This is a genomic window from Pedobacter jaeyakensis (assembly GCF_054461315.1).
On sequence record NZ_CM136921.1, the window covers coordinates 3,334,594 to 3,361,356 of the forward strand.

25 protein-coding genes are annotated in these 26,763 nt (G+C 39.6%); 9 read left to right on the top strand and 16 right to left on the bottom strand.

The annotated features are described in order from the left end of the window. The first annotated feature begins 40 nt into the window (after positions 1 to 40). Positions 41 to 1,432, top strand: coding sequence for an arginine decarboxylase (locus tag ACXZ1K_RS14885; RefSeq protein ID WP_458970464.1), 1,392 nt, complete (start codon positions 41 to 43; stop codon positions 1,430 to 1,432). A 4-nt stretch (positions 1,433 to 1,436) separates the two neighbouring features. Here the strand turns inward: ACXZ1K_RS14885 and ACXZ1K_RS14890 are convergent, their stop codons facing one another. Next, positions 1,437 to 2,582, bottom strand: coding sequence for a hypothetical protein (locus ACXZ1K_RS14890; protein ID WP_458970465.1), 1,146 nt, complete (start codon positions 2,580 to 2,582; stop codon positions 1,437 to 1,439). Between the two features lie 95 nt (positions 2,583 to 2,677). Beyond that, positions 2,678 to 3,109: an Hsp20/alpha crystallin family protein gene (locus ACXZ1K_RS14895; protein ID WP_458970466.1), complete on the bottom strand. Its 432-nt coding sequence runs from the start codon at positions 3,107 to 3,109 to the stop codon at positions 2,678 to 2,680. A gap of 75 nt (positions 3,110 to 3,184) precedes the next feature. On the opposite strand from ACXZ1K_RS14895, the gene ACXZ1K_RS14900 reads away from it, so the two are divergent. Beyond that, on the top strand, positions 3,185 to 3,676 hold the full coding sequence (locus tag ACXZ1K_RS14900) for an acyl-CoA thioesterase (protein ID WP_458970467.1): 492 nt from the start codon (positions 3,185 to 3,187) through the stop codon (positions 3,674 to 3,676). Here the strand turns inward: ACXZ1K_RS14900 and ACXZ1K_RS14905 are convergent. Both ACXZ1K_RS14905 and ACXZ1K_RS14910 read right to left on the bottom strand, forming a co-directional pair. Continuing rightward, positions 3,673 to 5,070 (bottom strand): FAD-binding oxidoreductase, encoded by a 1,398-nt coding sequence (locus tag ACXZ1K_RS14905; protein WP_458970468.1) that lies wholly within the window; start codon positions 5,068 to 5,070, stop codon positions 3,673 to 3,675. The genes ACXZ1K_RS14900 and ACXZ1K_RS14905 overlap by 4 nt on opposite strands. Positions 5,071 to 5,094: 24 nt before the next feature. After that, positions 5,095 to 5,466: a dihydroneopterin aldolase gene (locus ACXZ1K_RS14910; protein ID WP_458970469.1), complete on the bottom strand. Its 372-nt coding sequence runs from the start codon at positions 5,464 to 5,466 to the stop codon at positions 5,095 to 5,097. Between the two features lie 65 nt (positions 5,467 to 5,531). Here ACXZ1K_RS14910 and ACXZ1K_RS14915 point away from each other — a divergent pair, with 65 nt between their 5' ends. Both ACXZ1K_RS14915 and ACXZ1K_RS14920 read left to right on the top strand, forming a co-directional pair. Further along, on the top strand, positions 5,532 to 6,722 hold the full coding sequence (locus ACXZ1K_RS14915) for an acyl-CoA dehydrogenase family protein (RefSeq protein ID WP_458970470.1): 1,191 nt from the start codon (positions 5,532 to 5,534) through the stop codon (positions 6,720 to 6,722). Between the two features lie 5 nt (positions 6,723 to 6,727). Then, entirely contained in the window at positions 6,728 to 7,108 is a 381-nt protein-coding gene (locus tag ACXZ1K_RS14920; RefSeq protein WP_458970471.1) for an SRPBCC domain-containing protein, read from the top strand. A 6-nt stretch (positions 7,109 to 7,114) separates the two neighbouring features. Here ACXZ1K_RS14920 and lysA read toward each other — a convergent pair whose 3' ends face one another. Together lysA and ACXZ1K_RS14930 are read right to left on the bottom strand one after the other, a co-directional pair. Beyond that, a complete protein-coding gene (gene lysA / locus ACXZ1K_RS14925; RefSeq protein ID WP_458973257.1) occupies positions 7,115 to 8,266 on the bottom strand; it encodes a diaminopimelate decarboxylase in 1,152 nt (383 codons plus the stop codon). Positions 8,267 to 8,446: 180 nt separating this feature from the next. Continuing rightward, the gene (locus ACXZ1K_RS14930) at positions 8,447 to 9,760 is read right to left on the bottom strand and encodes an aspartate kinase (RefSeq protein WP_458970472.1); all 1,314 of its coding nucleotides are present in this window, start codon (positions 9,758 to 9,760) and stop codon (positions 8,447 to 8,449) included. A gap of 118 nt (positions 9,761 to 9,878) precedes the next feature. On the opposite strand from ACXZ1K_RS14930, the gene ACXZ1K_RS14935 reads away from it, so the two are divergent. Further along, positions 9,879 to 11,612 carry a phospho-sugar mutase gene (locus ACXZ1K_RS14935; protein ID WP_458970473.1) on the top strand — a complete coding sequence of 578 codons (1,734 nt, stop codon included), beginning with the start codon at positions 9,879 to 9,881 and terminating at the stop codon, positions 11,610 to 11,612. Between the two features lie 8 nt (positions 11,613 to 11,620). Here the strand turns inward: ACXZ1K_RS14935 and ACXZ1K_RS14940 are convergent, their stop codons facing one another. The 5 genes from ACXZ1K_RS14940 to ACXZ1K_RS14960 form a co-directional block, all read right to left on the bottom strand. After that, positions 11,621 to 12,637, bottom strand: a complete 1,017-nt coding sequence (locus tag ACXZ1K_RS14940) for a LacI family DNA-binding transcriptional regulator (RefSeq protein WP_458970474.1) — start codon at positions 12,635 to 12,637, stop codon at positions 11,621 to 11,623. Next, on the bottom strand, positions 12,634 to 13,881 hold the full coding sequence (locus ACXZ1K_RS14945; protein ID WP_458970475.1) for a glutamate-5-semialdehyde dehydrogenase: 1,248 nt from the start codon (positions 13,879 to 13,881) through the stop codon (positions 12,634 to 12,636). The genes ACXZ1K_RS14940 and ACXZ1K_RS14945 overlap by 4 nt, the downstream gene beginning before the upstream one ends. A 9-nt stretch (positions 13,882 to 13,890) precedes the next feature. Next, positions 13,891 to 14,922, bottom strand: coding sequence for a glutamate 5-kinase (gene proB / locus ACXZ1K_RS14950; protein WP_458970476.1), 1,032 nt, complete (start codon positions 14,920 to 14,922; stop codon positions 13,891 to 13,893). A 57-nt stretch (positions 14,923 to 14,979) separates the two neighbouring features. After that, the gene (locus tag ACXZ1K_RS14955) at positions 14,980 to 17,409 is read right to left on the bottom strand and encodes an AsmA family protein (RefSeq protein ID WP_458970477.1); all 2,430 of its coding nucleotides are present in this window, start codon (positions 17,407 to 17,409) and stop codon (positions 14,980 to 14,982) included. Positions 17,410 to 17,512: 103 nt separating this feature from the next. Next, positions 17,513 to 19,033, bottom strand: coding sequence for a malate:quinone oxidoreductase (locus ACXZ1K_RS14960; RefSeq protein WP_458970478.1), 1,521 nt, complete (start codon positions 19,031 to 19,033; stop codon positions 17,513 to 17,515). Positions 19,034 to 19,140: 107 nt separating this feature from the next. On the opposite strand from ACXZ1K_RS14960, the gene ACXZ1K_RS14965 reads away from it, so the two are divergent. After that, positions 19,141 to 19,608, top strand: coding sequence for a DinB family protein (locus ACXZ1K_RS14965; protein WP_458970479.1), 468 nt, complete (start codon positions 19,141 to 19,143; stop codon positions 19,606 to 19,608). A gap of 20 nt (positions 19,609 to 19,628) precedes the next feature. Here ACXZ1K_RS14965 and ACXZ1K_RS14970 read toward each other — a convergent pair whose 3' ends face one another. Next, positions 19,629 to 21,218 (bottom strand): M1 family metallopeptidase, encoded by a 1,590-nt coding sequence (locus ACXZ1K_RS14970; RefSeq protein WP_458970480.1) that lies wholly within the window; start codon positions 21,216 to 21,218, stop codon positions 19,629 to 19,631. A gap of 86 nt (positions 21,219 to 21,304) precedes the next feature. On the opposite strand from ACXZ1K_RS14970, the gene ACXZ1K_RS14975 reads away from it, so the two are divergent. The 3 genes from ACXZ1K_RS14975 to ACXZ1K_RS14985 all read left to right on the top strand — a co-directional run bounded on the left by ACXZ1K_RS14975 (position 21,305) and on the right by ACXZ1K_RS14985 (position 23,121). Then, complete coding sequence (locus ACXZ1K_RS14975; protein WP_458970481.1) at positions 21,305 to 21,829, top strand: superoxide dismutase family protein; 525 nt, start codon at positions 21,305 to 21,307, stop codon at positions 21,827 to 21,829. 61 nt (positions 21,830 to 21,890) lie between these two features. Further along, on the top strand, positions 21,891 to 22,349 hold the full coding sequence (locus tag ACXZ1K_RS14980) for a ferritin-like domain-containing protein (RefSeq protein WP_458970482.1): 459 nt from the start codon (positions 21,891 to 21,893) through the stop codon (positions 22,347 to 22,349). A 145-nt stretch (positions 22,350 to 22,494) separates the two neighbouring features. Then, positions 22,495 to 23,121, top strand: a complete 627-nt coding sequence (locus tag ACXZ1K_RS14985) for a hypothetical protein (RefSeq protein ID WP_458970483.1) — start codon at positions 22,495 to 22,497, stop codon at positions 23,119 to 23,121. Here the strand turns inward: ACXZ1K_RS14985 and ACXZ1K_RS14990 are convergent. Genes ACXZ1K_RS14990 through ACXZ1K_RS15005 form a run of 4 tightly spaced genes read right to left on the bottom strand, consistent with a single transcriptional unit; the run spans position 23,118 to position 26,720 of the window. Continuing rightward, positions 23,118 to 24,137, bottom strand: a complete 1,020-nt coding sequence (locus ACXZ1K_RS14990) for a carbohydrate kinase family protein (RefSeq protein WP_458970484.1) — start codon at positions 24,135 to 24,137, stop codon at positions 23,118 to 23,120. The genes ACXZ1K_RS14985 and ACXZ1K_RS14990 overlap by 4 nt on opposite strands. A gap of 3 nt (positions 24,138 to 24,140) precedes the next feature. Continuing rightward, positions 24,141 to 24,713, bottom strand: coding sequence for a D-lyxose/D-mannose family sugar isomerase (locus ACXZ1K_RS14995; protein ID WP_458970485.1), 573 nt, complete (start codon positions 24,711 to 24,713; stop codon positions 24,141 to 24,143). Next, on the bottom strand, positions 24,710 to 25,861 hold the full coding sequence (locus ACXZ1K_RS15000) for a Gfo/Idh/MocA family protein (RefSeq protein WP_458970486.1): 1,152 nt from the start codon (positions 25,859 to 25,861) through the stop codon (positions 24,710 to 24,712). Before ACXZ1K_RS15000 ends, ACXZ1K_RS14995 begins: the two co-directional genes overlap by 4 nt. 31 nt (positions 25,862 to 25,892) lie before the next feature. After that, positions 25,893 to 26,720: a class I fructose-bisphosphate aldolase gene (locus tag ACXZ1K_RS15005; RefSeq protein WP_458970487.1), complete on the bottom strand. Its 828-nt coding sequence runs from the start codon at positions 26,718 to 26,720 to the stop codon at positions 25,893 to 25,895. Positions 26,721 to 26,763 lie beyond the last annotated feature (43 nt).

Genomic DNA, 26,763 nt, shown 5'->3' on the forward strand with positions numbered 1-26,763 from the left:
ATTTAAAATTACATTTTTGCAAAAATTATTTTTACTGTAAATGCAAAGCTACTCCGAATTTCTTGATCTTAGTGTTGGTTTCCCTCAAGAAGGTTACAGCGTTATAGACGACGAATTATACTTTCAGGATCTCAACTTGATGGAAATGATCGAAACCTACGGAACTCCGTTACGTTTCACTTATCTCCCAATGATCAGTAAGAAGATTCAGCAGGCAAAACTGCTTTTCCAAACTGCTATCATTAAAAACAATTATAGAGGTGATTATAAGTATTGCTACTGTACCAAAAGCTCTCACTTTAAGCACATTGTAGAAGAAGCACTTAAAAACGGCATCCACCTGGAGACTTCATCTGCCTTCGATATGCCGATGATTGAAGCCCTGGAGAAAAAAGGTGCCCTAACAAAAGACATCACCGTAATTTGTAACGGTTTTAAAACCTATCAATACAAACAGTATATTATTGATATGCTGCATGATGGATACAAAAACATCATCCCGGTTCTCGACAATAAAGAAGAGTTCAATTTATTTGATGATGAAGTAGAAATGGATACGCCTTGTAACCTGGGCATCCGCATCGCTGCTGAAGAGCAACCTGATTCTCAGTTTTACACATCCAGACTTGGTGTTAGAATGGAAGATGTCATAGATTTTTACAACAATAAAATATCTACCAACCCTAACTTCAGGGTTAAGTTGTTACATTTTTTCATTAACTCAGGTATTACTGATTCTCCTTACTACTGGAATGAGCTGGAAAAATATGTAACCCTTTATTGCAAGTTCAAAAAGATCAATCCAGAATTAGACACACTCGATATTGGCGGTGGAATGCCATTCAAAGACTCACTGGTGTTCGATTTTGATTACGAATATATGGTTAACGAAATTGTTAAACGTATAAAGGAAATCTGCGCAGAACACGATGTGGTTGAGCCAGATATCATTACCGAATTTGGAAAATACACAGTAGCTGAAGCCTCTGGCATATTGTATAAGGTATTGGGTCGTAAACAACAAAATGACCGTGAAAAGTGGTTAATGCTTGATGGATCTTTCATCACCAACCTGCCAGATGTTTGGGCGTTGAACCAAAAATATATCCTGCTTCCGGTAAACAACTGGGATGCCGAGTATGAAAGAGTGAATCTTGGAGGTATCACTTGCGATGGTCAGGATTACTATAACCAGGAAGCGCACATGAACAGTGTATTTATGCCTAAGACCAGAAAAGTGCAGTATCTTGGCTTTTTCAATACCGGAGCTTATCAGGAAGTATTGAGTGGGTATGGGGGCATACACCATTGCTTGCTACCTAGTCCAAAACATGTGATCATTCGACGTAACCGCGATGAAACTTTCAACTTTGAAGTGTTTGGTGAAGAACAAAATAGCAAGCAGGTATTAAAAATCCTAGGCTACACCTAGGCTGTTAGTTCGCCGATATCTTACCATTTTCCAGCTTGAGTTTTACTGAAAAAATTAAGTCGGGGTCTAAACGTTTTGCTGTTTCTTCTATGACGGCAGCAGTTCTTTGAACTTTTGCATAAAAGATGATTTTGCCTCCCTGTATTACTTTTATCTTTTTATCTAAATTGGCCAATTGATCATTTAAGTAAATGTAAAGCACCTTATTTTGATTTTTTTCAATATTGATCACGTTGTTGTTCATATTTACAACGGACTCCAGATAGGGCACAGCTGTTTGCTCAGGTACGCCTAACCAATAAAACATCGGGTGGATTCTATCATCCTGATGCCATGCCACTGTAGCAGGCAATGGATTTCTTTTAAAAGATGCCAGCCATGGAATGGCTACAGTATCTTTTCTGCTCATCCAATGCGGCATGCCGGCATAAATATGTACATCGTGCACATAATTTTCAGGGTATCGCTGCTGTAAACTGTCCAATTTACTTTTCCAAACCGCAGCCAATTCATTTCTTTGATAAGCAGCATCTGCACCACCCATATAAATAGCAAATGGAACATTCCTCAGGCTCAATGCTGAGGCATCTCCTGGGTGACCTGCCATCATTGCTGCTGCAGCCCAATAATCAGCCATACGTGGCGCTAATTGAAATAGGCCATCGCCCCCTGCAGAATAGCCAAGTAAATAAATTCTGTTGGGATTTACTTCTACATTCAGTATTGCTGCTTTGATCAAGTATGCAAACATTTCGTCTATGTGGTTTTCGTGCCAAAGATTCCAGGTGTTTGTAGGAGCCCTTGGAACAATGTAAACTCCCTCTTTAGGGGTGTACAAGCCAATTTGATTTTTCCATTGCTGATCGTTGGCTGCTGGCGACGTATTTCCACCACCGTGAAGAGATATATACAAGCTCCTGCCTTCTTTGGGAGCATCGCCGATAATGCGGTATTCAAATTTCATTTGATACTCCCCATATTTAATAGCCTTTTGTTCCCAGGCTGCCTTTGTTTTGGATCGCTGTAAACCAACTTGCATCAATAACGCAGCCTTTGCTTTTCTAACTGCATCAGCTTTACTCAGTTTTTGTGCTGAAGCTTCACTGTTGATGTTCAACAGGCATAATAACAGAAAAAAATATTTATTCATGTAAACCCGGTTTGAAGGGCAATTTAAGAAATTAGCATAAAAAAAGGGCACGCCTTGCGGCGTACCCTCAACCTTAAAACCAAAACTCTAACTTACTATGAAACTTTAATTTCTTTTTCTTGCGCTTTAGCAACATCCTTACCAATGGTGATATTTAAAATACCATTCACATATTCTGCACTAATTTTTTCAGCATCAACACTTTCTGGTAATACAAACGACCTCGCGAATGAGAAATAATCAAACTCTTTCCTGGTGTAGTCCTTTTTTTCGTCAGTATCATTTACTTTTTTCTCCGCCCAAACTGATAATGTATCTTTCTTCAAATTGATCTGAAAGTCTTCTTTATTCAAGCCTGGCGCAGCCAATTCAATCTTGTAATCTGCTCCAGTTTCTAAAATGTTCACTCCCGGAACTTTATTAATGGTTAAATTTTTATTTAACGCCTCACTAAACAATGAGTCAAATACGTTGTTAAAGTAAGGTGCTGTGTTCCTGGTCCTGTTGTTAAATTTTACTAATGTCATCGTTATAATCTCCTATTTTTATTTTTAAGTTTTATACTAACCACTTATTCAACTCTTGTACCAACGCATATATTTATGATATTTAAGACATTTTGGCGCAACAAATCTAAATCATCAGACAGAAAGGCAGATATTATTAACCAATTCGACAGTTTTCAGTTCAAAACCACAATAGAGACGAGGTTTGCTGATTTCGATATGATGGGTCATGTGAATAATGCAGTTTACTTTACTTACATGGAAATTGCTCGTACAAAATATTGGACTTCAGCTATAAAATGGGATTGGAAACGAACTGGTGTAATCATCGCGAAGGCCTCTTTGGACTATATTCAACCTGTATTACTGGAAGACAAAATTCATATGTATGTAAGAACATCCAGAATTGGCACCAGTAGTTTTGATTTGGAATATCTGTTAGTAAAAATGAAAGACGGAAAAGAGGTAATTTGCAGTAAGGGAAAAACAGTTTGTGTTGCGTTCGACTACCAAACTAAAAGTTCAACCCCTATCCCTGACAGCGAAAAAAATAAAATGCTGGTTTTTGAGCAACTCTCCCGAAACTAAAAGATCTTTCCCGGATTTAGAATACCATTAGGATCGAACACTTTTTTTATACCACGCATCAAATTTAAGCTGACCTCAGTGTATTTTATAGGCATAAATTCCTTCTGAACCAATCCTATTCCGTGCTCACCAGATATGGTTCCGCCAAGTGAAGTGGTGAGCTCAAATATTTCCACAATTCCATCCTTCAGCTTATTTTTCCAATCCTCATCACTCATCCCTGCTTTGATGATATTGATATGCAGATTCCCATCACCCGCATGCCCGTAACAAACACTTTCGAAGCCATACCTGGAACCAATCTCTTTAATACCATTAATCAGCTTCGGTAATGTAGCCCTCGGCACTACGGTATCCTCTTCCTTATAAACAGAATTGGATTTTACAGATTCCGCCATGGTTCTACGCATTCTCCATAATTCTTCTTTTTGCGTAGCCGTATCTGCAAACAAGACATCAACACATCCATACTGCTCTAGAACGGCATTAACTTTTTCGCAATCAGCAAAAATGGTATTCATGTCATCCCCATCAAACTCTATCATCAGGAAGGCATTAATATTGTCTTTCAGATCGAACTTAATGTCATCAAATTTGATGACCCACTCCAATCCTTTTCTCTCCATAAATTCTAGTGCCGAAGGAGTTACACCAGCCCTGAAGATAGCCGAAACTGCAGCACAAGCAGCCTCATTTTCTAGAAATGAGCCCAACATCAATACCGTATGTTGTGGTTTAGGAATAAGCTTGGTCACAATCTTGGTAACTACACCCAGTGTTCCTTCAGAACCAATCATCAATTGGGTTATATTATAACCAGACGCATATTTTAAAGTGTTGGCACCAGTCCAGATCACCTCACCAGTCGGAAGCACAAGCTCCAGGTTCAAAATATACTCCCGGATTGTCCCATATTTGACTACCCTTGGTCCGCCCGATCCATGAGCTACATTTCCGCCTATAAAACAAGAACCTTTACTCGAGGGATCTACCGGATAGAGTAGTCCATGTGTGGCAACAGCATTGATGAATTCTTCAGTGATAACCCCAGGTTCGACTGCAGCCTGTAAATTCTCAATATCGATGTTAATGATCGATTTGAATTTCTCCATCGATAGTAAAACACCACCATAAATAGGCAATGCTGCCCCGCTTAAACCCGTTCCACCACCTCTAGGTGTCACTGGAACGTTGTGGGCATTACAAACCTTTAGCAAAGCAGAAACTTCGGCTGTATTCGAAGGCTTAACGACAACTTCCGGAGGAAATTTCAAATCTTCCGTCTCGTCATGCCCATAGTTAATCAGCGATTCTTCATCGGTAAAAACGTTACCTTCGCCTACAGCAGCCTTTATTTCATCTAATATATTTGTATCTATTATGTTGAATTTCATTGAGTATTGTAAAATGTCCTTACTTTATTTTGTATAGGTTAGCTGAACGAAAGAATGTCCGATTTCTCCTGGCATAGGCGGATTCAGCTTTTTAATGCTCACTTGTGCATTGGTAATAAAATGATAGCTGGACACCACCCTTTTTAAAATACCACTCACTACGGTTTCCAACATTTTCCGTGTGATGGCCATTTCTTCTAAAATAATCTGATTTATAACTTCATAATTTACTGTGGAAGCAATGTTTTCGGTATCAGCATGAGAAGGGAACGAAACTTGAACATCAACTAAAAAATAAATTCCAGTGAGCTGTTCTTCCGGATAAAAGCCATGAAAAGCGTAACATTTTACATCTCTTAATGCAACCGTTTGTAAGTACTGTGGGGTATTACTCATTTAAATCTCTTAAATCATTACCTTTGAAAACTGCAGATATTTCCAGATCAAATATAGCATAACGTATGAATAAATCGATGAGGAAAGACCTTTATGAGGCGCCCGATTATTATCAAATGGATGAATTGCTGACTGACGAGCATAAGCTAATTAGGAGCACAACAAGGGATTGGGTAAAACAAGAGGTTAGTCCGATCATAGAAGAGTATGCACAACGGGCAGAGTTTCCAAAACACTTGATCAAAGGGCTTGGAGAGATCGGCGCATTTGGACCTACAATTCCAGTAGAATATGGTGGTGCTGGACTAGATTATACCTCCTATGGTATCATCATGCAAGAAATCGAACGTGGCGATTCTGGCATTAGGTCTACAGCTTCTGTACAAGGCTCTTTAGTGATGTATCCAATTTATACTTACGGTTCTGAAACGCAAAGAAAAAAGTACCTGCCGAAATTGGCTACAGGTGAACTCATGGGTTGCTTTGGCTTAACAGAGCCTGATCATGGGTCCAATCCCGGCGGCATGGTGACTAACATCAAAGATGCTGGAACTCATTACCTGTTGAATGGTAATAAAATGTGGATTTCCAATGCTCCATTTGCTGATATCGCTGTAGTTTGGGCAAAGGATGAAAGTGGAAAAATTAGAGGCCTCATAGTAGAAAGAGGCATGAAAGGATTTACGACTCCCGAAACTCACGGTAAGTGGAGCCTAAGGGCTTCTGCAACAGGGGAACTGGTTTTTGACAACGTGGAAATACCTAAAGAGAATGTTTTTCCGGAGATTAGTGGATTAAAAGGGCCTTTAGGTTGTCTGAATCAGGCACGTTATGGGATCGCCTGGGGTGCACTGGGAGCTGCAATGGATTGCTATGACACCGCTTTAAGGTACGCCAAAGAACGAATTCAATTTGGTAAACCGATAGCAGGTTTCCAGTTACAACAAAAGAAATTAGCAGAGATGATTACTGAAATCACCAAGGGTCAGTTACTGGTGTGGCGATTGGGTATGTTAAAATCTGAAAACCGAGCATCTGCCGAACAGATCTCAATGGCGAAGAGGAACAGTGTTGAAATCGCTCTTGACATTGCCAGAAATGCCCGACAAATGCTCGGTGGTATGGGAATCACTGGAGAATATTCTATAATGCGGCACATGATGAACTTAGAATCAGTAGTTACCTATGAAGGCACTCATGATATACATCTCCTCATTACTGGAATGGACATCACTGGGCTCAATGCATTTAAATAAGAAACATGAAAACATTTAAAAAATATTATTACTTACCAGCTTCTACTGAAGAGGTTTATTTGGCACTTACAAAAGCTCAAAGCATCCAGCTATGGACCGGTGCGGATGTAGAATTCGAAGAAATAGAAGGATCGGAATTTTCATTTTGGGATGGTGACATTACGGGGAAAAACCTGGAATTGGAATTCGGTAAAAAAATCGTGCAACAATGGTATTTTGGTGAAGAAAACGAGCCTTCAATCGTTACGATAAAACTTCATGAAGATAAAAAAGGCACCTCACTTGAATTTGTACAAACAAACATTCCTGAGGCCGATTATGAAGAATTTACCTCAGGACTGAATGAATATTATTTAGGCGGATTGGCCGATTTTTTTGAAGATTAAAGGAAGTTATTCAGAATAAACCGAACGTATTTCATTCCTGAGGTTATAATGCGATGCCATCACTTCACCGTAGGCACCAGTGCTGCGCAGTGCAATAAGATCTCCACGCAAGGTTTCTGGTAGCTCAATCTCTTTTCCAAAACAGTCCGTACTTTCGCATATCGGCCCAACTACGTCATATTTTACACTAGCTGTGGTTTCTAATTTTGAAAGGTTTTGAATCTTATGATAGGCCTGGTACAACGCCGGCCTCATCAACTCAGTCATACCAGCATCGAGGATAATGAAATTCTTTTTCTTGCCGTTTTTCACATACAGAACTTTACTGATCAGTGAAGAACACTGGCCAACTAACGCCCTTCCTAATTCAAAATGCACTTCCTGATTTGGGCGTTTTTCTAAAAAATCATTAAAGATTTTAAAGTACGACTCAAAATCAGGAATTTGGTGATCAGGATTGTGATAGTCGATTCCAAGTCCGCCACCAACATTCAATACCTTCACCATAAACCCCTTATCTTCAAACCAAGCTGCAAATTCATTCACCCTTACACAAAGGTTCTTGTACACGTCCAGATTGGTAATTTGTGATCCGATATGAAAATGAATTCCAATAAACTCAAGATTTTCACACTTTTTTAATGTCTCAGCACACAATGGTAAATCCCAGGAATTGATACCAAATTTATTTTCATCAAGGCCGGTGGTAATATTGTGATGTGTGTGGGCATCTACATTAGGGTTGATACGTATGGCTACCTTTGTTCTTTTTCCTTTAATGCCAGCCAGTTCATTAATCACCTCCAATTCTTGTATAGACTCAACATTAAAGCAGAAAATATCAAGATCCAACGCTCCGTTTATTTCCTTATCAGATTTCCCGACGCCGGCAAATACAATCTTTCCTTTGTCGAAACCCAATTCGATCGCCTTACTCACCTCTCCCCCGCTTACACAATCGGCACCAAAACCAGCATCCTTTATTTTTCGAAGCACACCAGCATTGAAATTGGCCTTCATGGCATAGTGAACATGAAAATTATATACATTTGCAGCTTCAGCACAATTGGTTAAGGTTTCCTGAAGCAACGCCAGATCATAATAATAAAATGGAGTTTCAGATTGAGCAAGCTGGTCTATATTTTTATTGGAAAACATCATGTTAAGGTATCTTGTAATAATTTGTATTATCGTGTTAAGCGCCATTTATTTTGGCAATTTTGTTGATTACAGGAACAATAGGATCAGCAAAAATGAATATGATAAACGAGTTAAGCTGTTTATCATATTGGTTATAATGGTAATCTTTATTGTTTTTTGGCTAAGAAAAAAGTAACACTACTCAAATAACCTGTTGTGCAGGCTCTTCAGTGCTTCAGTTTTATCTTCGGTATTGATCAGCAATGAAATATTATAGCTACTACCACCGTAAGAAATCATCCTAACCGGGATATGTTTTATAGCATCAAGAACTCTAGCGGCATAACCATGCTTTTCCGCACTAAAATCACCTACCACGCAAACGATCGACTGATCTTTATCTACTTCTACACTACCAAAAGCATGTAACTCTTCGATGATCTTATCTAAATTATCTAAATAATCGATTGTAACAGATACCGCCACCTCTGAGGTAGTAATCATATCGATTGGGGTCTTATACCGCTCAAATATTTCGAAGACTTTCCTAAGAAACCCATAAGCAAGAAGCATTCTGCTGGAATGAATTTTAATGGCTGTGATTCCATCTTTAGCTGCAATAGACTTAATCTTTCCGCGTTCGCTTTCTGCAGAAATCAGCGTTCCTGCAGCCTGTGGTTCCATTGTATTGAGCAGTCGAACTGGTATCTTATACTTTTGTGCCGGGAAAACAGACTGTGGGTGCAATATTTTTGCACCAAAATATGCGAGTTCTGCTGCTTCATCAAATGAAAGTTGCGCAATTGGCCGGGTATTTTTCACAATCCTTGGGTCATTGTTGTGCATACCATCAATATCTGTCCAGATCTGCACTTCTTCAGCAAGTATAGCCGCGCCTAATAAAGAAGCGGTATAATCACTTCCTCCGCGCCTTAAATTGTCTACTTCTCCGAAACTGTTCCTGCAAATAAAGCCTTGTGTAATGAAAAGATTATTTCCTTTATGTTGTGCTAAAATAGGAGTCAGCTTTTCAGTGGTGAAAGGAACATCAGGCTCATTGTCCTCATCTATCTTCATAAAATCAAGTGCCGGTAGCAGAACTGATAGCACACCTATTGATTTTAAGTATATATGGTATAACGTTGTGGAAAGCAATTCTCCCTGAGCAAGAACAACCTTCTCTTCCACAGGAGTGAATAAATCGTTAGTCAGCGAAGTGAGAAAATTAAAATGGTAGTCGACTACATCTTTTCCCTGGGAACGAAATTCGCCATCTGTCAGTAATTCTATTACAAATTCATTGTAATTATCATGTAATGCGTTAATAAGCGTTAACGCAGTCTGCTTATCTTCCTTTAAAAGTTTGGCTGAAATTTCTACTAAACTATTGGTAGTACCAGACACTGCTGATAACACCACAATCTGTTCTTCTGATGGATCTATAATATCCAGCAATTTTTTCATCCGCTCAGGGCTTCCTACAGAAGTGCCTCCAAACTTTAATATTTTCATCGTTTAATCTTTAGTTTTTAGTGATCTTTTTAGTCTCTAATTGTTAATATACTTATATTAGGCCGTGAAATTAACTAAAATTTGTTTCATAAGTATAAATTAAAATACACAGGATTATATGCAATTAGAACCAGCTACCTTAACCACCATTAACGAATGGCTTAATGGAAATTATGACCAGAAAACCAAATCAGAAATCCAGTCTCTTTTGGATAGTGAATCTTATACTGAACTTACAGATTCATTCTACAGGAGTCTTGAATTTGGAACCGGCGGCTTAAGAGGTATCATGGGTGCCGGATCTAACCGTATCAACAAATACACAATTGGTACAGCAACCCAGGGACTTTCCAATTACCTGCTAAAAAAATATCCTGGTGAAAAGATTAAAGTAGCGATTGCACACGATAGCAGGAATAACTCTGATCTTTTCGCTGGCATCACTGCAGATGTTTTTTCTGCAAATGGCATATATGTTTATTTCTTCAGCGCACTTAGACCAACTCCTGAACTTTCTTTTGCTATCCGCGAATTGGGCTGCAAGAGCGGTGTAATGCTTACAGCTTCTCACAACCCTAAAGAATACAATGGGTATAAAGCCTACGGAGCTGATGGCGGACAGTTCACTTCTCCAGACGACACCATGGTGATGGACGAGGTTGCCAATATCAAAAGTATAGATGAGGTAAAATTTGACAGGGTCGAAGCAAATGTTGAATTAATCGCGGAAACCATTGATCAGCTTTATTTAGATAAAATAACGGCATTATCCGTTTCACCTGAGGCAATAGCGCGACAAACCGATCTTAAAATTGTTTACTCTCCTATCCATGGAACTGGAATCACACTTGTGCCTAAAGCATTAGCACAGTTCGGTTTTAGTAATTTAACTTTAGTTGAAGAACAAAGTACGCCAGACGGCAACTTTCCGACTGTAGTTTATCCAAATCCTGAAGAGAAAGAAGCATTAACACTTGCATTGAAAAAAGCTCAGGATATTGACGCAGACCTTGTATTGGCCACAGATCCTGATGCTGACCGGGTAGGTATTGCTGTTAAAAATACAGATGGAGAATTTGTACTCCTTAATGGAAATCAGACGGGAAGTTTACTCATAAATTACCTCTTAACTGCTTGGGAAGAGAAAGGAAAGCTAGATGGCAACCAATACATCGTTAAAACCATTGTAACGACAAACCTCATAGAAACGATCGCAAAAGCTAAAAATGTAACATACTACAATACCTTAACTGGTTTTAAATGGATCGGTCAATTGATGACGAGCCTGGAAGGTAAAAAGACATTCATTGGTGGTGGTGAAGAAAGCTATGGTTATCTCATCGGCGAATTGGTTAGGGATAAGGACGCAATTGTTTCCTGTGCTTTCATTGCAGAGATGACTGCATTTTATAAAGATAAAGGAAGTAGCCTTTACGATGCATTATTAGATATGTATGTGGACTATGGTTTCTATAAAGAGGAACTAGTTTCTATCACCAAAAAAGGTAAAACCGGTGCTGAAGAAATCAAGGCGATGATGGAAAAATTCCGTAACAACCCACCTGCAACCTTGGGCGGTTCTAAAGTGGCAACGCTTAAAGATTACGAATTAGGATTTGAAACAGATTTGATCTCCGGAGAAAAAAAGAAACTGGAACTTCCTGTTTCTGATGTACTTCAGTTTATTACTGAAGATGGAAGTATTGTTTCCGCAAGACCATCTGGCACTGAGCCAAAGATAAAGTTCTATTGCAGTGTGAATACACCTTTAGCATCTAAAGCAGCGTTCACAGAAACAAATGCCAAACTAACAGAAAAAATTAAAAGCATTATGAGTGATCTGGAGGTTTAATCCCCAGATCATCTCTCTATAAAATTAGGTTGTAAAACCACTCTTGATCTCAGCATCTCGGTGGTTTTTACCTTATTCTTTGCAAGTTCCTGCAACACGATTTCAATTATTCGCTCCGCGATTTCTTCTACCGGCTGATCAACGACACTTATCGGCGGTGTATGAAATTTGAATACATCATGGTCATCATAAGAAATCAGCGTAAAATTATCATCCAAGTTCTTACCTAATTCTTTTAGGGCAGTAAGTCCATTGATTGCCAAATAGTTTGTCGAAAAAATAACTGAATCTATTTCAGGATTGCTGATAAAAAGGTTCTTTAACTTCTCTACAGTTACGTCCGAAGTGTTCCCGTACTTGATCTCTTCATAGATAGCTTTGTTAAATGGAATATGATGGTCGGTCAGCGCTTTTTCATAACCCAAAAACCGATTGTCCATTTCATCAACATGAAGTCCAACAGTTACAAATGCAATGTTCTTCTTTCCATGATCAATCAGGTATTTGGTAGCCAGGAATGTCCCGTTAAAACTGTCTACTACCACGTAATTAACATCTTTAAGTCGCAGGTTTCTGTCGAATAACACGACTGGGATTCCCTCAGCTTGCAAACGTGCAATGTCATCTTCAATACCTGGTACAGGAGCAATAATGTAAGCATCTACCTGCCTTGACCTAAACATCTCAATCAGCTCCTTAGCTTTCTTTACATCATTTTCAGTACTGGAATAACTAATCTTGTATCCCTTCTTATAAGCTTTATCCTCAATTTTCCGGGCAATGCCTGCAAAGAATGGATTGGATATGTCTTCTACAATTAACCCTATTGTTTTTGTATCGCCAGTTCGTAAACTTCGGGCAATTTGATTGGGCTTAAAACCCAGCTCTTTAATAATCGCTTCAACCCGTTCAATAACGGCAGCACTAATTCGCATTTGAGGTGCTTTGCCATTGAGGATAAATGATACCGTGGTAATCGAAACCTTTGCTTTTTCAGCAATGTCTTTTATGGATGCAGGCTTCATCTAATTTGTCCCTCTCCCTTAACTATCCATTTCTCAGTAACCAGCTTCTCCAATGCAAAGGGTCCTCTAGCGTGAAGTTTTTGAGTGGAAATTCCTATTTCAGCACCCAGACCAAACACCTCTCCATCAGTAAACCGTGTAGAAGCGTTTAAATAAACAGCAGCAGCATCAACTTGATTCAAGAATAAATCTGCTTTATCCATGTCCATCGTTAAAATCGCTTCAGAGTGTTTTGATGAGAATTGAGCGATATGTTCCAATGCTTCATCAATTCCGTTAACTATTTTGATTGAACACTTAAAGTCAAGAAATTCTCTTCCATAATCTTCAGCTGCCGCTTTATTTAACCAAGGGTATTCTTGACCAGATAAAAATTTAAATGCAGTAGCATCTGCAAAGATTTCCACTTTATATTCTTGAAGTAAAGGCGATAAAATCCGTAAAAACGCCGAAGCCACTTCGCTATCCACCAAAACAGTATCCAGAGCGTTGCAAACGGATGGACGAGATACTTTTGCATTTAAAACAATCTTAGCTGCTGCTTCCAGGTCTGAGCTTTTTTCCACATAACTATGGCATACTCCTGCTCCTGTTTCAATAACCGGTACTGTGGCATTTTTACGGACATATTCTATCAGCTGATTTGAGCCCCTCGGGATAATGACATCTATGTATTTCTCCGCAGTGAGGATATCAATAATATGTTTTCTATCGGCAGGCAATTGTTGTACAATATTCCTGTCCAACCCATGCCCCTCTAATACATCCTGGATTACAGACACCATAATTACATTAGTATTCAAAGCATCCTGTCCGCCTCTAAGTAGGGCAACATTGCCGGATCTTAAGCACAATGAAGTGACATCTAATGTTACATTTGGTCTTGATTCATAGATGACCGCCACTACCCCAATTGGTACTGTTATCTTTTTAATATGCAATCCGTTGGGAATCGTAGTTTCTGATAAAACAAGGTTAGTCGGGTCGGCGAGTTCGGCAACCGCATGAAGACTTTTGCATAGATTATCTACGCGTTCCGGATTAAGCATCAGTCTATCACGCTTTGGATCCTGAGCATCCATTTTAAGTAAATCCTTATGATTTTCAGCTAGTATTCTATCGGTATGTTCAGCAATTGCGTTAGCCAAATCATTAATAAGGTTCTTCTTACCCAGGTCATTTAAACTCGAAATGGACTGCTGGGCCTTTTTCGCATTAATCAGTTGTTGTAAAATTTCGTCCATCTGCAAGTATTATAAAACGACTATATCATTGGCATTGGCAATTTCCAGGTTATGCTGTTTAGCATCTTTGCTCACTTCAGAAGATGGTATTTTGGATTTCGCAACTGCAACTATGTTCCCTTCTTCATCAATCAGCTCAAATATCTCCGAAGCATTGAATGAGGCTTCAACCGACTTGACACCCACTGCCAGCAGGCTTTTTCTTTTGCGTATCGCTTCGCAAGCGCCCTGGTCAATCATCAGTCTGCCGGTTACCAAGCTACCACTGCCCAACCATTTGTTCCGGGCTGATATAGAACAGTCCTTTGGCATACAAACAGTGCCCGCTTTTCCTGCTACAGCATTTAAAATTCCATCAACCACCCTGGCGCCAAAAATGACTACTTTAATGCCCATTGTTGCTGCTAGATTAGCAAAGGTAAGCTTAGAAGTCATCCCACCTAAGCCTACATCAGAGGTATTCCTTGTAGCTAAAGAGAAAACATCATTATTAATCAGATCAATTTGTGGGATAACCGCGCCATTTTTATCCAGAACACCGGGAACGGAAGTGCCCAGCAGAATCAACGAGGCACCAAAACCAACTCCAAGCAAAGTTGCGAGCTCATCATTATCGGAAAACTTCAGTTCCAAATCACTTACTACATCATTTTCGTTGGCGATGGGGATAATCCCATTTTTCCAAAGTTCTTCGTAGGTTTCTTTTAGTTGTAAAAACTGCTTCCTGTTAGAGAAATGCTGCCGCTCGCATAAGCTTTGAGCAATGGCTATATTATAGGGAGAGAAATGCCTGGAATAGGTTCCAAGCAACAAAGGGTTACCAATTGAAGCTGCAGCCTTTCGCTCACTTATCTTACCTTTATAATTCTTAATATATTTTTTACCCGCTGCTACCGCGCCGGAAGACACAAGTATAATATGATAAGCTGGGGCAAGTTGGGAAACCTGCTTGGTAATATCCGCGATAATTACTTCATCAATTTCACCATTTGTTGTTATAGAAGCAGACCCTAGTTTTAGGATTAATATTGGTTTGGTCATTAACTTTGGTATTCACTATTGTATCACCAAAATTACGCAAAAAATAAATCCCGCACCCTATTTTGTTTTATCCCTATTTCGGTTAAGTTTAATTTTGATCTTACCATCTTCACCATCTGTAGCCAATAGATGAAGAACTATTCCCTTCATTCTCCGTTCTTTAATCTCCTGTTTATCCGTTATTTCTTCATCCTTTTTCGGATTTCTTAAGGGTACATCCACTGCGATATTCGTTCCGGTAGTCATGGAATAAACGCCTGCAACATCCATGTTTAATACACTGGTATTAATTTGCATGGGGTTGATCGTGATCTTAGGTCCCCTGATGTCAAATTTACCGTTCAAGTTATTAAAGGTAATATTGTCAAGATCACGAAATGGGAACGCGAACTTTCCAACACTTTTAACCGGATCGAAGTTTAACAATGCGCCTTGCTTTAAGTCAAACGCAATACCTCCAAAAAGGGAATTTGAAACCAATTTCCCCTGATTGCTAATGTTACCACTTAAATTAGCCTTGGCAAATAAATAGCCTTTCAGGTTTTTGGAAGTCAGGGAAGTAAGTCCGAAATCATCAAAAGCATAAAAAAAATGTTTGATGTCAACATTCGCTATCGCGGTATTCACTGCAAATTTATTCACCGAACCTTGCTGACTAACAGTTCCATTTAATTTGAGTGAGCCTCCACCATGTTTAACACTCACGTTCCTGATCGCGATTCCCCTTTCTGTGAGCAATAAATCCGCCTTCGCATCAGTTGCCAAAAATTTATTGTAGTAAACCTTGTCTACCGCAAGGTGCATATCAACCTGACTTTTTTCAAATACCATATTGAGATCGTCAGAAAAATTAACACTTTTAGGCTTTGCCTTTCTGCTGATTTGCCTCGACCCTAAAAAACCAAAGAATTCACCCAAATGTAACTGCGGACTTCTAATTGTCCATGTTAGTAAAATTTTCTCCGGAGCTGTATAATACAGATTTAGAAAATTGAGTACCACACCGTCCATGTATACAATGCTTTTACCGCTTTGCAAACGGATATTCTTGATGAAAAGATCATTATCTGTAAAGTTTAGCGAAATATTGGTTTTCGTGAATTTTAATTTTCTTGGCACATAATTTACATCTGCATCCTTAATATCTATAATCCCGGTCACAAATGGCCTTGCTAACTTAAAGTCAACAATATCAGCACGGTAAGCCAATTTTACATTTGCCTTACCATTAGTAAACCGAAGCAAGTCGTCCCCCAATACATTGTTTAAATTGGCGATATCGAAGTTAGACCTAAATACACCTGTAGCGATGGGCTTGTCGAGATTATTGATAGAGGCCGTATCTATAGAAAAGGGAATTTTCTCGTAGGCTCCTTTAAATCCGAATAATTTAACTGCAGAATTTTGGTCAGTATGCCCTTTACCCTTTTCATAATTGTTGGTAAAAATACCAGTAAAGTTGCAATCCTTTACTACGCCACCCGGTGTGGTCAGCACGTTGTCCTTCACCAAAGCCTTAACGTTAATTTCCGGATCTCCCCCAGGGCCCATGTTCCCGGCAATGGTGCAGGTAACATCTATTGGCGCATCCAGATTAAACATATCCAATCTCGACCTAATGTTTGGCGCAAGCAAGGCAGAGGCGTTGCGCCACTTAATCTGATTTGCCTGAATTTGTATAGAAAAGTCAGTGTTTTCTTTAGAAAGGTCAAACTTAGCGCCTATCACAAAAGGATCAGTACCAATATTTAATTTGTTTGGGCTAACCGCTATAATACCAGACTTGTCACTATAACTAATTTTGAATGGACCATTCAGTATTTTGTCCTTGATAAAGCTTCCTCTTTTTGAATTAAAAGCGAGACTTTTAACTAACATATTAAGTTTAACATCTGCTTTCCAGTCCGACCAGGAATAATCTATATCTCCTTTAAGGTCATTGATTACAAACTCAAAAAGCTTATTACCCTTTTTATTATCCAATACAAATGCAACGTTATTCAATGAGAATTTTCTGATTTCAGCTGGGGACTCTGAATCTTTATCCTGCTCTTTGGATTCCTTTTTTTTGCTTTTTAAAATAGCGGTATTACTATAGCCATTGCTATCAGTATATATATAAATCACCGCATTATTGATTCCAATTTTTTGGATTTCAACCGTACCTGTAAGCAAGGCCAGCGTATTCACAGATACATCAAGGTCCTTTGCGTCCAGTAGAGAATGATGGTGCACACTCCATAAACTATCCCGCAAAATCACATCATTTAATTTCAAAGAAACACCAGGAAAACCTTTCAGGAAAGTAGGATCCATGCTACCTATAGTCAACTTCCCCTTAAGATTTTTATTGAGTTCTGAAGTTACCGAAACCAAAAGCTTCTTCTTATTCGCGTTGACATAAATAGCAGCGGCAACAAAAATGAGAAGGATTAACCCTGTAAGGATTCCAAATATTTTGAGTGTTATTTTAGACCAGCGTGGCATTGTTATGGTTTATGTTGAAAACTTATCGTGCATATCCTTCAATAGGTATGCCAATAAAGCAATCTAACTAACTTACAGCCAACATATCAGATAAATCTTAACCTTAAACGGTCTGAAGTTTTAAAGTAGCGCTCGTCTCGTTTCTAATTTGTTGTGTCAACGAATCGTCTTTACTTAAACATTGCCCGTACGATGGGATCATTTCTTTAAGTTTTTCCTGCCATTCCTGAGTATTAATCCGGTTTGCAAAGCAACGTTCCATCAGTGTGATCATGATAGAAACGGCTGTTGAAGCTCCAGGCGAAGCTCCTAATAATGCAGCGATACTTCCATCAGCAGCTGTTACGACCTCTGTACCAAACTCTAATATTCCCCCTTGCTTCTCGTCCTTCTTGATTACCTGAACTCTTTGTCCGGCAGTTTCCAACTCCCAATCTTCCATTTTAGCAGAAGGAAGATATTCGCGCAAGGCCTGCAAACGGTCTTCTGGCGACTGGCGCACCTGGTCAATTAAATATTTGGTTAGCTGTAAGTTGTCCAGGCCGGCAGCGATCATAGGCCTGATGTTGTTCACCTTAATAGACAGTGGCAAATCCAGCAAAGAACCATGCTTTAGGAACCTGGTTGAAAACCCAGCGTACGGTCCAAACAGCAATGCCCTTTTTCCATCAATCATTCTGGTATCCAAATGAGGAACCGACATTGGTGGAGCGCCAACTGAGGCTTTCCCATATACTTTAGCGTTGTGTTTTTCAATCACTTCGGGGTTAACGCACTTCAGCCATTGTCCGCTAACTGGAAATCCACCAAAGCCCTTACCTTCTGGAATGTTTGATTTTTCCAGCAAGGGAAGTGATCCACCACCTGCACCAATAAAGACAAACTTAGCTTTCACTACGCGCTTATCTCCAGTGGACTCATTCTTTACTTTTACCTCCCATAAACCGTCTTTCTGTTTAAGTTTCCTTACTTCGTGATCAAAGTGAAGATTCACAGTCGAAGATTTTTTTAATTGATTGAACATCATCCTGGTTAATGAACCGAAGTTCACATCAGTTCCTAATGCCATTCTTGTTGCAGCAACCTTTTCTTTAGGATCACGATCAGCCATCACTAAAGGCATCCACTCTTCCAATTGTTTTGGATCCTCAGAGTAGGCCATTTCCTTAAACAAGACACACTTCGTTAAACTTTTAAACCGGGTATTTAAAAACTTAACGTTATCCTTACCCCAAACAAAACTCATATGCGGAATGCTCTTGATGAATGTTTCGGGTTGATCAACCAGTCCTTTCTTTACCAAAAATGACCAGAACTGCTTTGATACTTCAAATGATTCTGCTATCGAAATCGCTTTCTTAGCATCTACCGTTCCATTAGGACCTTCTGGCGTATAATTCAATTCACAAAAAGCCGAGTGACCAGTGCCCGCATTATTCCAGGCATCAGAACTTTCAGCAGCTGCTACATCTAGTCGTTCAAAGATTTCAATGGTCAAATCTGGTTGCAGTTCCTTTAGTAGCACACCCAAGGTTGCGCTCATAATACCTGCCCCTATCAATACTACATCAACATTTTTATCTGACTTACTATACTTCCCGGTCATTTCTGAAATTTTGTGCAAAAGTACGAAAACAGTCTAAATTTTTCAGCTAACAACCAAGTCTAATTTCTTTATATTCGGGTTTTTTAACACATTTATTGCAAATTCCATATTAAATCCAAAAATCAATGGACAATTCTAGATTTCCGCAAATTGAATCCTTAAAAAAGATCAGAACTTTTACCCTAAATACGATTGATGGGTTAAGTCCAGAGCAATTCAATAAAATTCCTGAATGCTATAACAATAACATCATTTGGAATGTCGCACACATGGTGGCCGCCGAACAGGGAGTTTGTTATCTCCGTGCTGGATTGCCAACGGTTATTCCAGAACACTTCTATGCAGCTTTTAAACCTGGTAGTAAGCCCGAAGGCCACCTTGATGAAATACAGATCCTAGAAATTAAAAATTTGTTATTGAGCTCATTAGTGAGACTAGAAGCTGATTTGCTGGACAATAAATTCGAAAGTTATACATCCTGGGCCACAAGATATGGAGTTGAGATGAACAACATTAATGATGCACTCAATTTTCTTCCGTTTCATGAAGGTATGCACCTCGGGTACATCATGGCCTTGAAGCGACTTGTTTAAGTACACGCTGACAGCGTAAACTACTTGAACTTTCCTTTTACCTGAAGCAGATTAAAGTACTTCGTCAGGTTTAGTCCCATAGATTTTTCAAAGGAAGCTTTCAAGTCGGCCGGCTGTGGATGTTTGTTTTTCCAGGTATCAAAATATAATTTAAAGGCCTTGTCCATTTTCTCCGTTCCCACCTGACTTTCCAGCAAATAAAGCCAAAGAGCTGTTTTAATGTAAGAAACTAAGCCATATTCTTCTGAAGTAGCAAATTTATCAGACGGCGTTTCTATAGCAGCCTCCATGGGAATTTCTATAATTGAACCATAAATGCGAGCAAGAAACTCGTTCGCCGGCAGTGCCTGTACTTCTACAGGAATATGGTCTCCAAAGGCAGAATTATACCGATATTTCTCCGCCATATAACGAAATTCAAAATAAGAATTAAGACCTTCATCCTGCCAGGTATGTTCTCTTTCATTACTGCCAAGCATACTCATAAACCAATTGTGACCTACTTCATGGGTAATCACTTCATCAAGTGTCTGGATTTTTGCATCCGGACTGGTAATTAATGTGATCGTTGGATACTCCATACCTCCACTATCATTATTCTTCGGTCCTTCTACAACTTGCACTACCGGGTATTCATATTCACCAATCCAGCCGCTGTATTTTCTTACCGCGTCCTTTGTATAATCGATGCTGTTATTCCAAAGCGTACCTTTTTTATAGTGATAATAATTAAAGGCATCAATAACTTTTCCAGATGCCAGCTTAAGTGTATCATATTGTATCACAAATCCTTTATCCGCAAACCATGCAAAATCAGGAACGTTATCAATTTTATAAGTCAGCGTTTTGGTACCATTCTTATCTTTTGGAACATACATACTGGGTACAGCATTTCTATTGGCTACATTTTTAGCGCCAATGGTTTTGTATTGCGCTAGTTCTGAAGCGGTTTGTAGCGTTCCTGTTGCACCAACCACGTAGGCGCTTGGCACAGTGATGTCAACTTTATAGGAAGCATATTCACTATAAAATTCTCCCATATCCAGATAAGGAAACTCATGCCAGCCATCTTTGTCAAATACCGCCGGTTTTGGATACCATTGGCAAGCCATAAACTCTCCGTCTGCAAAACCAGATCTCGAAAAGTAAGAGGGCAACTTAACTTTGAAATCTGTGCTAATGGTTACCGAATCGCCAGGCTTTAATGCCTCCGGAAGATTAACCTTAATGATATCGATATATTGAGGATTTGGATGCGCCTCAGTCGTCGTAACCTTGCCACCAACTTTAAAGTTTAGTCCGCTAATATTCCCGTACTCGACTTTACCTAGCTTTTCTCTCCTGGAGGTATCATTTAATATCTGTTGAAAAAGAGCGGTCGACTTTTGCTTATAGGCATTGGGCCAAATGTGAAACCAAATGAAATTTAAAGTGGAAGGCGAGTTATTTTTATAAACGATCTGTTCGTTTCCTTCCAGTGTCTTATTCTTGTCGTCCAGCTTCACCGCAATATCGTAACTCAGTTTCTGTTGCCAGTAACCCTCTTGTGCGTAAACAGAAATACCTGTAATAATTATTAAAAAGCAAGTTAATTTAGTGCGAAGTCCCATTCTCATAGTGTCTTGAATTCAACCATATAAAACTTAATGGATATGGTTTTGTTTTACAAACATAATCACTAATAACAAAAAATAACATGAAAAAGTATTGGGTATTTACACTATTAATTATGGCTACAGTCATTGGAGCCTGCAAAAACACCGGTGAAACACAAGTTGCCAGCGCTAAACTGTCCTCAACTGCTGATAGCAAGGAAATTGGCGAAGCTAAATTTTTTGCACTGGAAAACGGAATGATTAAAATGGATTTGGAAATTAATTTTCCTGCAAAGGCCGATAGCAGTGTTGCGGTACATTTCCACGAGCATGGCGACTGTGGCAATATGGGCGAAAATGCACATGGCCACTGGAACCCTACCAAAGAAGCACACGGAAAATGGGGATCTGCAGCCTACCATTCTGGCGATATCGGAAACATTCAGCTTGATAGTAAAGGTCACGGAAGCATTTCTGTAACAACTGATAGATGGAGTATTGCCGACGGAGATGTAAAAAATATCATTGGCAGAGGGATTATTGTGCACGGTGGCATCGATGATTATACGACTCAGCCAACAGGTAACTCCGGACCGAGGGTAGGCTGTGGTGTGATTGTTAAATAAAGAATTAACTAAAACTTTTCCAAAAAGGACTTGTTCTTGATATACATCAAAGCTAATTATTATGGAAAATACAAGCGTAAACAAAGAAATCTTAAACGACTTAATTCAAATCAACAATGACAGAGTTGTTGGTTATCAAAAAGCAATTGAAGAACTACAGGCAGAAGACAGTGATCTAAAATCACTATTTGTAGAAATGATTGGCCAGAGCCATACGCACAAAGCTGCATTGGCTCAAGAAGTTCAAGTATTAGGAGCAGATGCTGAAACAAGCACGACTACATCAGGAAAGATCTACAGAGCCTGGATGGACGTAAAAGCTGTATTCACTGGTCACGATAGAGAAACAATATTAAATAACTGTGAATTTGGAGAAGATGCCGCACAGAAAGCTTATAAAATGGCATTAGAGACCGAAGGATTGTCTGCTGACTTGAGGTCACTAATTACAGACCAGAAGGCTGATCTAAGAACTTCACATGATCAAATCAAGTCACTGAGAGATCAGGTGGCGCAATAATAAAAAACCTCAACTTGAAAGAAGCCCGGCTAAACCCGGGCTTCTTTTGTTAACAGCCAATTGTAGGCTTTTTATCAAATAAATCCAGCCCTGATAATAACTGATCTAATATTTCGTAAATTGTGTAAACATAAATGAATTCGTCATGAAAGCCAACCTCATAAAACTGTTCTTCGTTATCACTCTGTTCAGTGTAGCCTCCTGTAGCAACACCAAATTATTAACTTCTTACGCTGCACCAGAGGGCAAAATCAAAAAAAACAACAAAATATTGGTGATTGCGATGATGAGCGATAAAGACAAAAAGTTACGGGAGAATATGGAAAACATTATGGTGCAAACCCTTCGAGCTCAAGGGATAGATGCGGGATCTTCAATTGCGCAATATGGTGTCGACGCATTTAAAAACATGGACGAGAAAACGACACTTCAGAAATTAAAAGAACAGAATTTCGATGGAACCTTCACCATTGCCTTACTCAAAAAAACAAAAGAGTCGGATTACCGTCCCGGATATATAAGTTATGGACCAAACCCTTATCGCTTTTGGGGATATTATCACAACATGTATTCGATGATTTACAGGCCAGGATATTATACTGATAAAAACCAGTTTGTCTTAGAGGGAACAGTGTATAATTTAGGTTCAGACAAGTTGCTTTATTCTGCACAAACCAAAACGATCAACCCAGATAGTCCTTATCAATTGGCCAGCACTTTTACCAAGACCTTATTGAGCGACATGGCCAAAAACGGTGTATTCAGCAATTAAGAGACAATATCTTCTCGATAGCCGTACTTTTTTGAAAGAAAAAGGCATTCTGTAGAAGAAAGGATTCCATCTGAAGAAGTAGAGGCAAACAAGCTGGATGCTGCAGCACATACGCCCAAACTAAGGCATTTTTCAATAGGCTGCTCGTCATGTACTCCCAATAGTACACCTGCAGCGAATGCATCACCTGCTCCAACGGCGCCCATCACCATTTCATTCGGCACGTTTACGCTCGGCTGGTAAGCGAATTTTCCTGCTTTACTCACTGCAATCACACCAGTTGGAAAGTGTACAATCACCCATTGATTAACGCCTTTTTCTAAAATCAACTCTGCAGCCTCCCTGCACTTTTCCATTATGACAATACCATTTACACAAGTATGAATTCCTGCAATCATCCCTGCCTCAAATTCATTTACAAATAGATAATCAATGTATGGCAATGCAGGAGGAATCAACAAACTAAACCGGTCCGAATGTTCACTTACTACATCAACTGAGGTAATGAACCCCGCTTCCCTTGCGCGTTTGAGTACCCTGCCGGCACGTGTCAAGCCATTGGGTTCCAGAGTGTCTAATTTATCAAGCAACAACAAATATCCCAAATGAAAAACTTTCGCGTTGGAAATGGAGAAGTCAAAGTGATCAATATCAAGTAATGCATTTGCTCCTCTTTGATGAAAAAAAGTTCGCTTACCGGTTGATTTAACAGTCATCACATCTGTATATGAAGTATATGCAGATAGTATCTTCCTAATTTGCGTAGTATCGATCCCTAATTCTGTACACTCATTAATGATATAATCACCACGTTCGTCGTCTCCTACCAATCCCAATCCGCTAAGCGGAAATTCTGCCTTCAGTTTTACCAGTCCCTTTAAAATATTATAGGCTGAGCCGCCATTACTGATACATTCAGAATAAATACTCACCAATTTTTCTTCTTCTGGAAACGCATCAATAATCTTTACCTGATCAATGATCCAATTTCCACCCACCAGTATCCCATCTCTCATCACTTAATCCTCGCTAAGTAATTTCACAATAAGGAGCTCATCTTCAATAATTTCAGTATAACGCCCAACTTGCTTATTGGAGAAAAAATTATCGTTTACGTCGTCGTTTGCGGTTGATACTTCACCAATAATACACTCTGGAGATTGTGAATAGAATTCATGCCAGATCCCTGGCTCAATCGTCACCCTGTTCCCTGCCTGTAATGTAATCTTCTCACCAGAGGTGATCAGGCAATTTTGACCGTTAATTTTCACATTAAACCTTCCCTTCGTCTTTTTCACTTCCGGGTCAAATGCCCATAGTTGTACAATCAGCACGCCAGTGCGGCATATGATATCTTCCTTTTTTTTCTGATGGGTGTGAATCGGGGTAACCTGGTTCTTTGTAGCATACATCACTTTTTCACAATATTCGTCCTCCTCTGCCAGATTTACCAAAACCAAACCGCAGCTGGTAAACCTTCCCAGTCCAAAATCTGTTACGTCCCATCTTGGGTTGGGTGGCAGTGTCCAGCTGTTCTTTTTGAAGAAGCTGCTCGCATCCCCTATCGCTTTGTTAATTTCAGACCTTTTCATACGCTTTCAATTTGGTTATAATGTATTTCTTCAACGGTATTGTGTGTCTGAGACATTAAGGCGGCAGCAAATACCGCGTGACTATCAACGGCCTCCTGAGGGGTCACACATCCAAATTTACCAGCTAACTTACCCTCACGCTCAGCAAAATATGCAGCAAGCATTTGCATAAAACAGTCGGCAAACCCTGGTTCAAATATCCCTCCCGTAACTGTTGGAAACACGACTCCCTTGAATCCAAGATCCGTTCTTTGCCATAGCTGCTCCCCTTCATTAATTCTGAAAGTCCACAATGTCTTAGTATCCTTTGTACTGTACTTAACGCCACCCTCAGTTCCCATGATTTCGATAAACCAGGTATTGGTCTCTCCTGGGGCAATTCTTTTCATCTCCAACGTCATCGGTACTTCCTTGCCTTCAATTCGCGTGAGCGTACTCAATGTGGCATTATTCCAGGTATCGCAAAGCGCGATGCCTCCTTTTCCATCCGGACGTTCGGTAATGATTTTTTGCAACTGTGCATAGACCGAATGGGGCTTCCAGCCCATCCTTAGTGGAATATGCAATACATGCATTCCCAAATCCCCCATAACGCCAATTTCCCCGCAAAATCTATTTTGTCTTTTCCAGTTTATGGGCTTTGAACGGTCCAAATCACTGGAATGCAAAAAACCAGCCTTTACCTCAATAACCTCTCCCAGTTTTCCTGAATTTACTTCAGCCATTAGCCTTTGCGGACCAGGTAAAAATGGCATTTCCGAACTACACCTCACAAATCTTCCTAATTTCAGCGCAGCCACCCTAATCTCTTCCGCAGCTTCAAAATCAATACCAAATGGCTTTTCTGCCAATAAATCTTTACCTGCCTCCAACACTTCAATATAGTAATCTTTATGCAAATTATGCGGCAGAGCAACATACACCACATCAATAGCAGGATCAGCTAAAAGTTCTTTATAATCAGTCGTCAACAAAGTAACAGTAGGTACATTTCTATACCAATCCAGTACCCGCTCATTTAGATCACATACCGCCCTTAATTCAACAGTCACAGGGAAATCGTTCAAGGCAAACCAGCGACCAAAAGCACTCGCAGCTTCTTTGCCCATAAGTCCACCACCTATGATGCCCACATTCAATGTATTCATGATTTATATTTGGTATAACTTTTCTACTAAACTAGATAAACTTCAGCGCATCGTCAACACCTGCGCCTTCGTGCACAATTGCCATCAATGCCTTCGTCATGCCCGCAGGATTATGGTGCTGGATAACATTTCTTCCATAAACAATACCTTTCACACCTTGCTGCATCAATCCGAAAGTTCTCTCCAGTATCTCCCGGTCTTCCGCTTTCCCACCGCCCCTAACTAATACTGGAACATTACCGGCAATTTCAACAATACGATGGTAATCGTTCACATCGTTGGTTGGATCGGCCTTTATAATGTCTGCACCAAGTTCTACACCTTGCCTTACCAGTGGAATGATCTTATTTGGGTTGCCATCAACCATATATCCACCCGCAGTGCTGTTTAACTGAAAAACCAATGGTTCAATCATTAATGGCATGCTGTATCTGTCGCACAAAGGCTTTATTTTTAAAATATTCTGAATACACTGATCCATCACTTCCGGCTCATCGGGTATGCTAAACAAATTAACAACCACGCAGGTAGCGTCCAGTCGCACGGCCTGTTCTACTGGCTGCTCAATCATCCTGCTAAATAATTTTACAGGCAGCTCCTTACCATATACGTTTGCAACATCTGTGCGTAAAACTAATGATGGTTTTTCCCGTCCAGGAATCGATTGCAAATATTGGGCTTGACCAACAGTAAGTTGAATGGCATCTGGAGCGGCATCTACTAAAGTTTTAACCGCATGTTCTATATTTTCTATCCCACTAAGAAATGGGTATTCATTAAAAAAACCATGGTCGATCGCAACGTCAAAACAATTACCAGAGCGACTATTAAAGAGCCTGTTTAACTTATAAGATTTCATGATCAAATATAGAAGATCACACTTGTATACACAAGTCTAAAAC